Here is a 13,932-nt window from a genome sequence, read left to right as displayed (position 1 = left end):
CACGATTCAATTAGTCTGGTTTTCATTGATCTCTTCAACCATTATTTCTACTTTCTTAGGATTAACCTCAGCAGAATGGATACCACCATATACATATGCTTCTTCACCTTGGATAACGGTCAATTCATCTGCAACGGCATCCTTTGTATCATAGTCAACAACATATACTTCTGAGGGCTGATCTGTTAAAACGTGCTGAATAATCCCACCATTTACTACAATAATTGTTTTCATATCTTTTCCTCCTTTTTTAACTTGTTACTGCGGTTTATTCTTCACAAGCACATTGATCACATGTCGTTTCAGATATTTGATCAACATCGACATAGTTATTGCAGCATTCACAAAAGCGATAATACTGTGCAACATCTGCCCAAAACATCGGACTTTTTTTCTCGTATCCTTTTACCTTCATTGCACGTAATACGTCTTCCTCGGTATACTTTTTTACAAATATTTTCTCAGCTACGGATTTTACAGCTAATGTCATTGTCATGACAAAGCCTCCTTTATTTTAAAAATTTATTGTTCTAAATTAATTGATGCTTACTAACAATCATTATCTAAGCTTTTTATTAAGCGATATCTGTTGCCGCTTTTGATAAATAACGCAACCGCTGTTCATAATTTTTTATCATTGAACTCTCGGATTCTATCGTCATTAAAATAAAATCTGCACGCATATTTATTACTTTGCGGAATGGCTCAATATCTTTAGGGTGAATTAATCCTTTTGCCATATACACATCGAGCTTGGAGTTTTCCACTCGAGCATTTTCTATCAAAAATTCTTCCCCGTACCACTCTAAAATGGCAGATATATCATAACCCGCTTTTTTTTCACGCAAGCTTACCGATCCAAATTCATGCTTAATTTTCTTCTCTGTCAAAAGAACTTGGCATTCAAGCATATTCTTTTTTAATTTCTCATACCTGTTTGATAAGAGAGCATGTTCTCTGTCTGAACGAACATAATGACTCCATTGCTCTTCAACTGAAAAAACAATATTAGGAATGTCTTCAAGCACCACTCTTCCTTTTTTATTAGGATTTGTGGATACGCTATAAGTCGGGGGCAAGGCAAAAGTAGCAATGTCTTGCTCCACATCCTTTGGTAATCCTTTTAAAGGTAGGGATGCTAGCGGAAGAAATAACCCATGATCGTGTAAAAAGTGATTCAACCCTATATGGTCTGTGTCATATATAGGCATTTTCCGCCACTTTGCCACGTATCCGTAAGCTTCATGAACAATCCGATTTTCCTCTTTCTCTTGAAAAGATTGCTTTAATAATTGCTGAAAGTGGCTTTTGTATTGTTCCATTCGCTTTAAATGAAAGTAAGAACGGTCTCTTACAAACTGTTCCATCATTTCTCCCGCATTCAATTAGACCACTCCTCTCTTTTTAACCGGCTCTTGCAGGCTATAGAGAGCATTAGTGGGCTTTGCGCGAGAAGATATGAAAAATGGATCATCAGCAATCGAATCTAAGAATACTTCCATTTTTTCTTCTTTTTTTATAGAGGGTGGCATTAAATGAAAGAGCAGCTGCTCTTCTACAAATGCTCGAAAACCCTTATGATTCTCTAAGAATTCTATTGTTTCCCTGTCTTTTACTCCTCGATATAATGTTCCCCACTCCACATGAACACTATAATCAGGCGGAGTAACATATGAATCGATTAGATATGAAGCAGTTTGAACGTAAACCGTTCCGCTATTCATCCGGATATCCAGTAATTCTGTTCTTGTGACTCCATACGACATGATCTATCTCCTTCTCTCTCAGACTCTTAATTTTTGATATGCAAAAAGTCCCTTACAATTAAAGGGACCTGGTATGTTTTTTCTCTTTATATTTGTTATACAGCAGTTGCTGCTTTGCTCATTGTGGTAAGAAGAAAACCCTTTGCTGTCTTTCTAGTAGTAATATAAAAAGCTTCATCCTTTTTGGGTTGTGCTTTTCGAATATTATTAGCAAGTGTATTTACGGCATAAACGGTTGCCTGCTTCTCTTGTTCATCCTTAACAGTCAATGCTAAGTAGCTTGAATCCGCAGACCCCTGTTTTTCTTCAATAGATATAATACGAACAAGTTGCTTAGCAGGTGGCTTATTACCTTCTTTTTTTCCATCTTGTTGATTGGAAGAAGATATTTCGTTATTCTCCTTACTTGTGCTATGTTGAGTCTTTGATGGATCATTTAAAGGTTCAGGGGATTGAGTATTGTTATTGATAGACACATTTTCCTGTTCACTATCCACTGCTTCATATTTTAACTTGTTTCGCATGTCTTGAACTTCTGTCTCATCTAGTAAGGAAACGCCGCATAAAGATAATGTGACACGTCGCTTAGCCTTAGTTTCTGCGTGCATAATTGCATTAGCTAAACTAGATGCTGTATAGCGATCACCTTGCCAATCAGCTAGTGCTGAAGCACCAATTGATTCATCTTCACGGCCATCACTTGTTCGACCTTTTGCAACAACAATATAAACATCATTATCGAACCGTTCTCGACTAGTGATAGTAACACTTACACCATGTATGATCCGAAGCTGATCTGTTGCATTTTTCATGGCATATAACACCGTTTTCCCATTTTCAAAAGTAATGTAAGAAAAAGGTTTTGTAGCTGGATTTAGGCCAAACTCCTGGCAAACATGTTCGTAGTACATTCCTCTTTCTTGTTCAGTTAAAAAACTAAGATCATCATTGGCTGCTATTTTGCGAAGAAGAGCCTCCATTTGTGGATTATTTTGATTCTCTTTGTTTTTTATTGCCATAAGGTGACACGCTCCTTTTAAATTCTATATTCGTTATTTCACAATTTTTAAGCCGTTTCGATAGAAGGCTTTAACAAGTTCTTGTTTTGTTAGTCCTGATTCTTCATGAACCACACAGATAATGCCCTCTGATACTTCAAAAAGGTCTTCTCCAGCATGATTCCTAAATACAAGATAATTTTTCTCGAAAATATTAATGAATGCTTCAAGATTAGACAATGGCATTTGAATAGGAATGTTTGAAATGCTCCCCTCTTCATCAACAATATGGCCTCGCAGCAAATTAATATCTTCTCTTCTTTCATAATTAATTTTTTCAATAGGTAATTGCAAAATTGCTCCCATTAGTAGTTCCTCCTTAAATAAAAAAACAGATCCTGGTCTTCAATAATTACTGAAAGAGATCTGCTGTTTTATGATTTTTAATTTGTCATTGATTAGTTTCTGAAAAAAGTTACATCGCTTCTTCCTGCATCATAGAAAACAAGTCGTACTTTTTAGGATGAATGTTCTCCGCTAATTCCTCAATTTCAAAGAGTGCCGGCTTAAGCTTAATGACTCCTTTAGGCTTCTCTGGACGAACTTGCAATATAACATGGTTATCCGCGAGTACGATGATGCCGATATCTTTTTGACTGAAAATTCCTCGTGGATTTTCGACTTTAAAACCATTAGTTTCTGAAAAATAGCGTATCCACTCTTGTTTAGAACGTGTTGCTGTCATCGCATACTCGAGTCCTCTATAAGTAGGTTGATACGGTGAGAATAACTTGAGTAAATGAATGGTCCCTTCTGGAGTTGTGTTAAAAAGTGCTCGATAACCACACACATTATAGCCTCTAGCCTTTTCGCTGAAAGGAACAAGTGTAAAAAATAATTCCTCTCGTCTCCAGGTTATCTCTCCTTTTGCATTTGCCTGAAAGCCTATAGGTTCTATTAAAGCTAAGAGCTCTTGCGGCTTTTTGTCCAAAAACAGTGTTAGTTTGAACATGATTTTCCTCCCTTTCCCATTTGTAGACAACAAAAAAGCCCATAGGGAAATTGATTGTTAGCACATGGCTACATCAAAAACCCTATGGGCTTTAACTTGTTGTGTTGATAAAAAGTAAAAAATAAAAAGATAGAAGTGATACACTCTCAGTATATAATGGGACGAGTTTTTAGGCAAGTATTTCCGTTATTTCCATTCTTTAATAACTAAGTAATAGTCTGGATAAGTATGTATAAAAAAGCCACAGCTGCACTTTGTGACTACAACTTGGCCTTTTGGGTAGAGATTTGTCAGTGGTTTCTTCCCATTTCAAGATTATAAACTAGCTAGTTTAATCAAAAATAATTCGATCTTCCAGTTTTGCAAAGGCAGTGGAAAACAACTTAGGTTTCATCTTGTAAAGAGGTAATCCAGAATTTAAAGCTTTAACATTTTCTTTAAAATAAGGTAGTTCCGTATAAATTTCAGGTACTCTCTCGATATCCAATCCAGGTGCCCATCGGTTCCCAATTACAACAATAGCATCTTCTCCTACTCGATCTGCTACCTGATAAATATGTTTGTGATTTGAGCGGATAGAATGGATATAATGAGGGTTAGGCTCCGTGACACACCATAATTCATCACAAATTCGCAAAGCTTCCTTTGAGATTGGATCATCCCAATTATGTGAAATGTCAACAAAAACAATAGGGGCTTGTCTTGCGGCAAATAATAACTCTTTAGTCATTTCTATATCGAGTTGTTTATCTTCTACTCCTTTTTGAGCAAATACGGTTACTTCTTCAAATTGCCAACGTGGAATACTTATATTTTTAAATCCTTTTGACATGACATAGTGCAAACTATCCCAGTTATCAGGTGGAGGAGATTCCGCAGCAAATAATGAATATAGCGCTTCATATTCATTAAAAGAATCCACAACACTTACTGGTACACAGAGATCTGATAGATTTCTACTAAAGTTATGAATCAAAAAAGTAGAACCTGCTCCTGGATGAATACTTCCTACCGCAATTAATTTAGGTGGAATCAAAGGAGATGATACTGCAGGTCGGTTAATGGTAATCAAAGATTTACGCTGTTTTTTTTCAGATTTTGATTCGATGTTCTCTTGTTCTTCCGCTACCGGCAATTCTTCCTGTTTGTGTTCCTCCTCCTGTTTTTCTTGTCGCTCTTTTTTTGGAAAAGTAAACTTTGGAAGGCTAGGAAGTTTTGGTTTAGGAAATTTAATAGCTTCTTTTTTTTCCTCTATTACGCTTTCTGTGCTCTCTTTCTCCTTTTTACGCCCAAAGGGTAATTTAAAGGGACGAGGAGCTTTTTCTTCTTTTTGTTTTTCTTCCTCTTCTTTCAGTAGCTCAAACTGTTCTTCGAGACCAGCTTCTTCTAATGGAGATTGAAAATCTTCTACTTGTTCTTTAGAGGGCTCTTCATGCTCCCATGGCTCATATACTTTATCCTCATCAAATGCTTTCCTAGAATCTTTTACCACTAAGTAAGCAACTTTCGAATAGCGTGGATTGTCCTTCATTTGGTTAATTAATGATTGAAGATCCACATTACGGTTATGAAAAATGTCTAAAACATTTCTTGCTACCAACTCACTTAGGAATGGATCTCCTACCTTTCTCTCACATAGAAAAACGAATCGAACTTCATCATCATATTTACGACGAACATTCTCTATGAAACGGAGCCATTCTATTTCCCTATCATGTGGTTGTGTTGCTTCCAATCCAAATCGTTGATCCTGTACTATGACAATATCAGGCCGTTGGTTTTCAATAAATTCTAATAAGTATTTAATATGATAGATAGGATCCGGATACAACTCAAATTCTGCTGATAGATTTCTATATAGAATTTGACTATAAACATCATCGTTTATAGCAAGGAGCACCCTCTTTTTATTTTTTTCCTGCATAGGCAATCCGGTTATTATTAATCCGGATGTTTCACCTTCCCTTCTTTGTTCTTCCTTCCTATAGCACATAGAGACCGCTTATCACAGGAAAAGCGGTCTTTACTCTTTGTGCGGATTAAGTAGGAAAGAAGTTTGGAGTCTTGTTAATTTTCCGTCTGTTATAGGTTTGTAAAAAGCATGAGCAAGACCATATTCTATTAATTCATCTTCTAAACAAAACCAAATATTAAGCTTTTTCTTCTCAAGTACAATTTCTTGTGCAATCTTTTCCGCAATCTTTTTAGTGGATACATAAATGATAAATACGCTTGGATTAATACCACTTATATTTTTAAAGGAAAATGGTAGCCCTTCACTTTGTATATCCTCCCACTGTTGAAGTTTTGTCTTAAGGTAGCCAACATAGTCTCTACCTTGCTGAACACGGTCAATGACAAAGTTGAAATTTCCTTTTGGGGACCGTACTTCTGCTACAGCGAGCGGACGTTTATATTCGGGTGTATTTAAAACTACTGGATTCCAAGACCAAGCAGAAAGCCGATTTTCTTCCACTAACTGACAGCGAAGTTCATTTGTAGCAACGAAGCGCTGCATATTAGGGAGTCCTTGTGAATTCCATCTATGAGGGGCCATAAAAAAACTTGAATGATATAGCTGTTTTAATACTGAAAATCCTGTAAGACCAATCGTGAATGGCGCTGGTGGTTTTTTCTCACCCTCCACAGGAAATAGGTCAGACGAAATATCCCACCGATTTACGAGAGAGTACTCCCTTAATTTTCGCAAGTGATTCGATACTTGTGAGCGAGTCGTCTTTGACTTCATGTAACGTTTAATTTGATCTTCATTGGCAGCAATTGCATCTCCTAATACCTTTAATATCCTCATATCCAATTCGTCAAAAAAACCCGAATTAATACGTTCCATTGCACTCCAGAGAGTCAATGAACGGTGTGGTTCTGGGTGAACGATCCCCCCTTGAATAGAGGGGTCGTCCCATATAGATAATCTATTACCTGAATTCATATAAAAGGAGGGAGTTCGTGGCGATGCTGCCATTTGAACACCCGGATTATTCATACAAAAAGTCTCCTAAGTCTTTTACCTTCTTTTTGCCTTGAGGGTAACCTAGAATGACACTTTTTGCTTGACGCTTTTCTTCATCAATTTGAAGAATACGGAGATTTACAATGTCTCCTACAATTGGTGCTTCTAAATGCCGAGGCTTAGTTGCTTTAATTTGAAAACCTGGAATTACCTGAACAAAAATGCCGTGAATTGGATGGACTGCTGTTACAGCTCCTACTACAGCTTCGTCATTTTTAAATTGTTTAAGTTGCTCCATCGGATCAGGAATAGTCGCTTTTCGAGAAACCTGGACGATTTGATTTTCTTTATCAAAACGAAGCACTTTTACCTCAATCTTTTTATTAGGCGTAGCAGCTTCTGCAACATTTCTCCGATTGTGATCCCAGTCATAATGCTTCATATAACAATCTTGTCCTTCGACATTTACAAAGATTGTTCGATTTTCTTCTTTGTAGCCAGTAATGGTTCCCTCAAATGTTTTCTCATGAAGAGTTCCTTCCGATTCGAGTGCTTCAATGGTTCTCCAGAAGTTAGCACGCTTTAATTGATTCACCATTCGAACAGATACAACTGCAACCTTTTCCTCTTGGTCTACCTTTAGAACGATAACTTCATGTACAGTACCAACAAAACGTACCAATGATTTATGTTCGTAATCTGAAAACTCTGGAGCTGGGCATATGCCCTTTACTCCGTCCTCTAATTCAAAGATGGCACACTCCACCTCTTTTGTTACCACTCGTTTGGATTCTTCATCATAAACAGGTAGTTTACGTGTACCTACTTGTCTAATCATTGCTTCTACTGCTTCCCCACTTTTTCTCGCATTTTCTAAGCGTTCTGATACTGCCATTTTGTTTCCTCCTTATTATTGTCTGTCTTAAATAAACTTTTTTATATTTCATCACATACGACTGATTGTTGACTGATACCAGCAATATGCCGTAATTACTGATGTTGTAGATATTATGGCGACAGTTTGCTTCTGTTCTAAGTGGGAATTTACTTATTTATAAAAAATATTTTTGAGCGGAACATTCTGTAGTACTAGTCACTGAAGAAACGGATCTACTATATAAAAATTGAACCGATAAAAAGACGGCTCTAAGTAGAAAGTTAACAGAAGAGAAATTGAAATATTTTTAATGCGGCTGCTGCCGCTAAAACAATAATAATAAAGGTAGCTAATAAAAAAGGATCATAAAAATAACTAATATTAATAAATTAGAAGAAAAACCACTGAAAAGTATCCCTTATAAACCCTTGATGCTATTGGTTTTTTTGTTATTGGGAAATTCATGGTAATAAAAAAAAGAATCTAAAATATTGAAAGAATGCATAAAAAGAAAAATCATTATTAATAAAAATAAAAAGATCGCTATAACTTAAAAATGTTCGACAAATATTGTCATATATCGACCTATTTATACAACCATCTCCACCTGTTAATGAATTTACTTCCTTGATAATGCATAAAAAAAGACAGAGAGTAACGAGTACTTTCTGTCTCTTTTAATAGTTTCTAGGCAAAACAAAAAAAGCATGACAAATAACCATTAAGAAAAATGATTCAAAATGGCAGAATTTGTAATATGGATTTTTTAAAAAACTTTCTTTAAAGTCGGCTCCTCATGAGATTTTTCATGTTCTATTTTTTCGTCTATTTTTTATCTTTTCCTCCAGTGCGTTAAGCTTGATCTCATAATGTTTTCTTTCAGACTCGGACATATCTTCTACTCTTTTGCTTAATCCCGCTTCTTCATCATGAAACCAATCGGGTAACATTTCATAACGAAGAACCTTCCCATGAGTACGTTGTTTACGCTGTTTAAACGGAGTAGTTGTATTCTTTTTATAAGAGTCAGTTGAAGATTTATTTTGTAAGGCCTTTTCTCGCAAACTTTCTTCCTCTAGTAATGATTCCTTCATTTTTAATAATTCAGGAAGTTCTTTGGGATCGATTTCAGATGCAGCTTGTTCATTATTAAACCAATAGGGTAGCAACTCTGTACGGGAAGAAGTTCCTTGGTTACTTTTCCAACGTTTATTTTTAAATTGTTCATCTTTAATTGGTTTAGTTGATGAAGGTTTTGCAGATAACCGTAAAGCATAAGCTTCTTTCATTACATCTTCGCGACTTTTCCCAAGTGTATTTGCTTCTGCATATACATGTTCTATTTCAGCTTTAAGCTTCTTTTCTATAGAAGAAGGTAGCTTAGTATCAGACTGTTCTAATTCATTTGACAAAATCAGCAAATGATCTTTTGAAGGCAATGTTGTTAGGTAATCATAGGCTGATTGCATAAAGGGAGCAACAGATGGCTGATTTAAAAATCTTTTTGCCAGTTCAAGCAACTCTTCCCGAATTAAAGGATTAAGGTAATACGAAATTAAATTTTTCACAAATATTCCCTGTTCCAATTCATCCGGAAATGCTGCATGACGTTCTTGGAAATATCGACCCAGTGCTTGTCGATACAGTCGTATACCCTCGGCTCCAAATAGTTTAGCAACGTTTTCCTTTGCTATGTACAATTCTTCCCTAACAGACAGATTCACCTCATGATCAGAAAATACGCCTTCCGACATATCAAGAAAGTCATAATGATAAGAAAGAGCAATCTTTTGAATATCCCATAGAGAAGACATGCGCTCATGTACATTGGTTTGACGAACTTTATACTTCATGAAAAACTTGTTTTCTTTTCTTTTTCCAACGGTGGGAAAAAGAAGTTCATTTAATTTTTTATTTTCCATTTGCGGTAAATGATAAAAATGAACAGGATTAATCCGTATGTATACAGGGTGTCCTTTTTGAAATTTCGCATTTTTATTTTTTGCAAAACCAAAATGAAAGCGCTGTTTACGCTGATCACCTTTTTTCCCACAATACGAAAGAAATTTAGGAAAGACCTCTGCAATATTGTCTTGGTGAATCCAAAGTGTTCTTTCATCCTCATCTGTAAAGCGCAAGTGGATAAGGTCTTTTTGGATTAATCTTGCCAGTATACGTTGCGTTTCTCCAAAATTATGGAGGTGTGGAAAATCAGCTGCATGTTTCGTTTGCTTTGTTTTATACATTTTTTCAACAAAGAAATGATACAAGGTACCAGGCTTGCCACGAGAAATTAAGTAGTTAAATACCTTTAGTTCTGCTGTTGAAAGTGTAAGTAACTCTTTTTTCTTCTCATCAAAAAATTCATAGTTAGGAAGATAATGAAAAGAGCGGCACTTTTCTTGATAACGTGTAGCAGAACAGTTGTAAAATCCATCTACTTCTTTTTTTATTACACAATTATCAAGTAATTGTTGAACCACTTTACGAGCTCTGTTTTTGGCAATAGCTAATTTTTCAGATAGAAGGTCCGTTAAATCTTCGGTGTTGATTCTTTGGTCAAGTAGATCTGTAACAGGACCAAGAAAATAAACAGCACGGATCATATTAGCGGAATATTTATATGCTTTGGAATCATGAAGATACGATATATCAATCATAATGAATTATTTCCTCTCTCATATGTATTACGATATTACAGAGGAAATCCATTCATCCAAAAAACTGGGGAAGTCAGGAGGAAATGTCAAAATAATCAACAAACACTTCGCTTTAGTGTTGCATTAAAGTGAAATGTAAGTTATAATCATGTCACATATGTTCCTTGTGTTCTTTAGGTATAAAATGGATTTCCTTTTTCTTGTTATAAAACGGATTTCCTATGTGTAGAGTGCCTTAAAGGATATACAGGACTGCCAATGTACGAGGGGCTTCGGGGCGGAAGCTCTTCTTTTTTTGGGCTTTTTTCTGTATTTGTAAATTGTGTTGATGCTACTGTACTTATATGCACATAGATTACTGTACTAGACAGAAAGTGATAATTGATCCGCTTCCGTGTGGAAATGGGAATCGATATCTATTTCTTTCTCCCAGCGGCTGATCCTTTTTTCTAAAATATAAATCACGGCTTCCGAACGGTTCATCTTGAATTCATACATATATCGGTTTAGGCGTTTAAGAAAATCATTTAAAAGAAATAGGTTGATCATTTCTTTTTTTGTATAATTGGCTGTATTTATATTTTCGCTTGTCTCATATAAATTGAGCTTACCGGATTCAAATTCATCGATTTCGTCTCTAAGTAGCTGCAGCATAGCTTCATGATTATTAGCGGCATTAGTATAAGTACTATACCGTTTTACTCTATTTAGCAATACTTCTGACATTCGGATAGCACAGCGTTTTTTTTCATCTGAGTTAGGAGAGAGGTCGAGACTTAATCTATTTTCATATGTTTCGAGTTCTCTTTCTAATAGCTTAATAGCGGCTTCAGCAGAATTTAACTGATAGTCTTTCTGATAGCTTGATAAGCGTTTTAACAAGTCTACCGGAAGATGTAATGATAACGCGTCTTCATCATTAGAATGAAACTCTTTCTTACTTGTCAACAGACTCCCCTCCTTTCATACAGTATGAATAATTATGTTCATCATAAAACGGTTAGTTTGGAAAATCAACCATTTTTTATTTCATTATATTAACCATAGGAAAAATTACCTTATTATGGGTGGTTGACTAGGACATTATAACCTATTCGTGGATTAAAATCTAGGTGCATAGTCACTTTTATATACAGGATGTTCCATATTCATCCTGTTTTTTCACTCTTTCATAACTTGTACCGCGTAGAATAGCTGGAAGTTCGTGTTGTTCTATTGATGTGTGCCCTAATAAATATTCAGCAATCTTTTCTACAACATCGAAATGAGCGGATAGCAACGCTTTGGTTGAGTTATAGATTTCTTTTCGTGCTTCCACCAGTAATTTTTGAGTAAAGTCATTATTTTCATCCTGCCGCTCAATAAATAGATTTTGATAGTTACTATCCATACCGTATTTGGTAATGTACATAAGAAGCTGTGAATTTGCTTGCTGAAGATCAGCAGCTGCCCCGGTTGTATAATCCCCATTTAAAATTTTTTCTTCTACTGCTCGCCCTGCAAGTGTAACCATCAATTGATTTTGTAAATCACTTTTCTTTAATAAGACCCTTTCTCGACTAACGGGCGATACGTGGCCAAGAGACTTTCCATAAGGTGTGATAGTAATGTAGGCTACACTTTTATATCCTTCTGGGCTTGTAAGTATCTGTGCCGCTGCATGTCCGGCTTCATGATAAGCAATAATTTTTTTATCTTCCTCAGTTAAAGCACGGTTTGTTTGTGGTCCAGCTATAATTTTAGTAAAGGATTCCCTTAGTGCCTGTATTGTAATCTGTGACTCTTCTCTTTTTCTGGCAATAAGGCTAGCCTCATTCACAAGTTTATCTAAGTCTGCATTAGAAAAACCTTCAGTTTGCTGTGCAAGAACGTAAGGGTAATTCTTCTGATTCACATCTTTATGTATCAAGTCTCCTTTTTGATTTAAATACAGTTGTAATATTGCTTCTCTTTCTTGAAGATTCGGTTTATCAATAGTTATGATTCGATCAAACCTACCTGAGCGTATTAAAGCGGCATCCAACGAACTGGATAGATTTGTTGCTGCTATAACAATGACTCTCGAATCTTTGTTAAAGCCGTCCATTTCTGTTAGCAATTTGTTAATCGTTTGATTCGTTTCGGTTAATGTGCGCATTTCTCTTTTCGTGCCGACCGCATCTATTTCATCAATGAATAGAATGGCACATCCTGATTCTTCTGCACGTTTACGAACTTTTTTAAATATCTTGTTTATCTTTTGAGCACCGGCTCCTACATACTTATCTTCAATATCGGACGCAGAGATGTGAAAAAAAGGCGTACCAGTTTCCCCTGCTATTGCTTTAGCAAACAATGTTTTTCCGTTCCCAGGCGGGCCTTCTAGCAAAACACCTTTTGGAATACGCTTCGTATACTTACTAAATTGTTGTGGATATTTTAGAAAATCGACTATCTCCATTAATTCCTCTTTTACATAGTCATATCCGGCGATATCTTTAAAGGTGGTTAACTCATTTTTTACTTCTTCAATGTCTGTTCTTTTAGGCATAATAAATTGACGAAAAATATAGTATGCGACGATAACTGTAAAAAGTAGAAGTATAATAAATTCAAAGAAGATGACCCATCCTGATGTTGTTAGCTGAACAGGTTTAAATTCCACTTCAGTTCCGTTTCGACGAAAAATATTCTCCTTATTACTTTTATTCGTAAAATAATCTGTAAAATAGCCACGGGGTAGTTTTACAGTATATTCTTTTCCCTCATAGGTATAAGATAGCGTTTGTAAGGCCTCATCCATGACAACATCAGTCATGTTCTTTGCTTTATCCGTTTCCATAAAGGTTACAAATGAAGAAAAAGATTGTTCTTCAACTTCATCATTTTCGGGAAAATAAAACTGCAAGCCGATCAGTGCTGCTACAACGATAATCAAAACAACTATTAACCAGTTTCTCTTTTTTTTATCTTTAAATATTTTTCTTAGTCTGTTCATCTGTGTTGTACCGTTCTTCCCCTAGCATACGTTATTCACTTATAAATACTTTAGGAAAACGGTACTTCACTCCTTCCCTTAAGCAGGCTTTTTGTTTTTTATGAAATAGCAGCACTTTTCGAGTTTATAAATTTCATCATCACTCCATTCTTCTCTATAAATGCCGCTCTTTTAAAAGTTTGTTCGATATTAAAGACTTTGCTTTCTATCTCCATTTCATTAGTTACAGAAATCAATGCTTCCACTTGTAATTCATCAGATAGAGTGTTTGAAATAAGTAACAACATATTTTCTGCCACCTTTTCTAGCTCGTTCAACTCCATACTTAAGGTTAAGTTAGTAAGAACTGCAACTCGTTTGTAAGGTTGTATATTCTTTGCGCCTTTTATAGCAGAAAAAGCCTTTTGGATGATTAGCTGGTCTTTTTCAGCTATGTTTAATACTTTATTTCCTCCCCATCGATTGTCAAAAATAAAAAGAGTAGCCTCGTTTCCACTTATATCTATGCCCATTTGCTCGGTATGAAAGGTGATATTTGTCTGTATGTAATGAGGAGTAAAATGGTTGGTCCATTGAGCATGACTAATCAAAGCATGTTGCATTTTTAATTCCTCCATTCCTTATTTAACGAACTATCCTTCTGCCCATTTGTATCAATTTTCAATTTTATA

Annotated in this window: 14 protein-coding genes; all 14 read right to left on the bottom strand. The window is 35.7% G+C overall.

The features are described 5' to 3' along the window. Positions 1-6: 6 nt before the first annotated feature. Positions 7-234, bottom strand: a complete 228-nt coding sequence (locus tag ACH0BF_RS19600) for a hypothetical protein (RefSeq protein ID WP_406910087.1) — start codon at positions 232-234, stop codon at positions 7-9. Between the two features lie 34 nt (positions 235-268). Then, a complete protein-coding gene (locus ACH0BF_RS19595; protein WP_406910086.1) occupies positions 269-496 on the bottom strand; it encodes a hypothetical protein in 228 nt (75 codons plus the stop codon). 79 nt (positions 497-575) lie between these two features. Next, positions 576-1,385 (bottom strand): hypothetical protein, encoded by an 810-nt coding sequence (locus tag ACH0BF_RS19590; RefSeq protein ID WP_406910085.1) that lies wholly within the window; start codon positions 1,383-1,385, stop codon positions 576-578. Continuing rightward, positions 1,386-1,766: a hypothetical protein gene (locus ACH0BF_RS19585; RefSeq protein WP_406910084.1), complete on the bottom strand. Its 381-nt coding sequence runs from the start codon at positions 1,764-1,766 to the stop codon at positions 1,386-1,388. A gap of 95 nt (positions 1,767-1,861) precedes the next feature. After that, a complete protein-coding gene (locus tag ACH0BF_RS19580) occupies positions 1,862-2,785 on the bottom strand; it encodes a hypothetical protein (RefSeq protein ID WP_406910083.1) in 924 nt (307 codons plus the stop codon). 33 nt (positions 2,786-2,818) lie between these two features. Continuing rightward, the gene (locus ACH0BF_RS19575; protein ID WP_406910082.1) at positions 2,819-3,130 is read right to left on the bottom strand and encodes a hypothetical protein; all 312 of its coding nucleotides are present in this window, start codon (positions 3,128-3,130) and stop codon (positions 2,819-2,821) included. A gap of 109 nt (positions 3,131-3,239) precedes the next feature. Beyond that, positions 3,240-3,776: a hypothetical protein gene (locus tag ACH0BF_RS19570; protein WP_406910081.1), complete on the bottom strand. Its 537-nt coding sequence runs from the start codon at positions 3,774-3,776 to the stop codon at positions 3,240-3,242. Positions 3,777-4,107: 331 nt separating this feature from the next. After that, on the bottom strand, positions 4,108-5,769 hold the full coding sequence (locus ACH0BF_RS19565; protein WP_406910080.1) for a P-loop NTPase family protein: 1,662 nt from the start codon (positions 5,767-5,769) through the stop codon (positions 4,108-4,110). A gap of 30 nt (positions 5,770-5,799) precedes the next feature. Continuing rightward, positions 5,800-6,780: a hypothetical protein gene (locus ACH0BF_RS19560; RefSeq protein WP_406910079.1), complete on the bottom strand. Its 981-nt coding sequence runs from the start codon at positions 6,778-6,780 to the stop codon at positions 5,800-5,802. Next, complete coding sequence (locus ACH0BF_RS19555) at positions 6,773-7,642, bottom strand: RNA-binding protein (protein WP_406910078.1); 870 nt, start codon at positions 7,640-7,642, stop codon at positions 6,773-6,775. Before ACH0BF_RS19555 ends, ACH0BF_RS19560 begins: the two co-directional genes overlap by 8 nt. Before the next feature lie 788 nt (positions 7,643-8,430). After that, positions 8,431-10,284, bottom strand: coding sequence for a hypothetical protein (locus tag ACH0BF_RS19550; RefSeq protein ID WP_406910077.1), 1,854 nt, complete (start codon positions 10,282-10,284; stop codon positions 8,431-8,433). Positions 10,285-10,647: 363 nt separating this feature from the next. After that, complete coding sequence (locus ACH0BF_RS19545; RefSeq protein WP_406910076.1) at positions 10,648-11,232, bottom strand: hypothetical protein; 585 nt, start codon at positions 11,230-11,232, stop codon at positions 10,648-10,650. Between the two features lie 178 nt (positions 11,233-11,410). After that, positions 11,411-13,261, bottom strand: a complete 1,851-nt coding sequence (locus tag ACH0BF_RS19540; protein WP_406910075.1) for an AAA family ATPase — start codon at positions 13,259-13,261, stop codon at positions 11,411-11,413. Between the two features lie 98 nt (positions 13,262-13,359). Then, positions 13,360-13,863: a hypothetical protein gene (locus ACH0BF_RS19535; protein ID WP_406910074.1), complete on the bottom strand. Its 504-nt coding sequence runs from the start codon at positions 13,861-13,863 to the stop codon at positions 13,360-13,362. Positions 13,864-13,932: the final 69 nt, after the last annotated feature.

Origin of the sequence: Pseudobacillus sp. 179-B 2D1 NHS, from assembly GCF_045370945.1 — a bacterium.
Lineage (GTDB): Bacteria > Bacillota > Bacilli > Bacillales > Domibacillaceae > Pseudobacillus.
The sequence above is the reverse complement of the archived record's forward strand: the minus strand, read 5'-3'. Positions and strand labels throughout refer to the sequence as shown.

Coding starts and splice junctions, on each gene's coding strand:
- ACH0BF_RS19600 (WP_406910087.1), bottom strand. CDS start 234: ATGAAAACAATTATTGTAGTAAATGGTGGGATTATTCAGCACGTTTTA.
- ACH0BF_RS19595 (WP_406910086.1), bottom strand. CDS start 496: ATGACAATGACATTAGCTGTAAAATCCGTAGCTGAGAAAATATTTGTA.
- ACH0BF_RS19585 (WP_406910084.1), bottom strand. CDS start 1,766: ATGTCGTATGGAGTCACAAGAACAGAATTACTGGATATCCGGATGAAT.
- ACH0BF_RS19580 (WP_406910083.1), bottom strand. CDS start 2,785: ATGGCAATAAAAAACAAAGAGAATCAAAATAATCCACAAATGGAGGCT.
- ACH0BF_RS19575 (WP_406910082.1), bottom strand. CDS start 3,130: ATGGGAGCAATTTTGCAATTACCTATTGAAAAAATTAATTATGAAAGA.
- ACH0BF_RS19570 (WP_406910081.1), bottom strand. CDS start 3,776: ATGTTCAAACTAACACTGTTTTTGGACAAAAAGCCGCAAGAGCTCTTA.
- ACH0BF_RS19565 (WP_406910080.1), bottom strand. CDS start 5,769: ATGTGCTATAGGAAGGAAGAACAAAGAAGGGAAGGTGAAACATCCGGA.
- ACH0BF_RS19560 (WP_406910079.1), bottom strand. CDS start 6,780: ATGAATAATCCGGGTGTTCAAATGGCAGCATCGCCACGAACTCCCTCC.
- ACH0BF_RS19555 (WP_406910078.1), bottom strand. CDS start 7,642: ATGGCAGTATCAGAACGCTTAGAAAATGCGAGAAAAAGTGGGGAAGCA.
- ACH0BF_RS19550 (WP_406910077.1), bottom strand. CDS start 10,284: ATGATTGATATATCGTATCTTCATGATTCCAAAGCATATAAATATTCC.
- ACH0BF_RS19540 (WP_406910075.1), bottom strand. CDS start 13,261: ATGAACAGACTAAGAAAAATATTTAAAGATAAAAAAAAGAGAAACTGG.
- ACH0BF_RS19535 (WP_406910074.1), bottom strand. CDS start 13,863: ATGCAACATGCTTTGATTAGTCATGCTCAATGGACCAACCATTTTACT.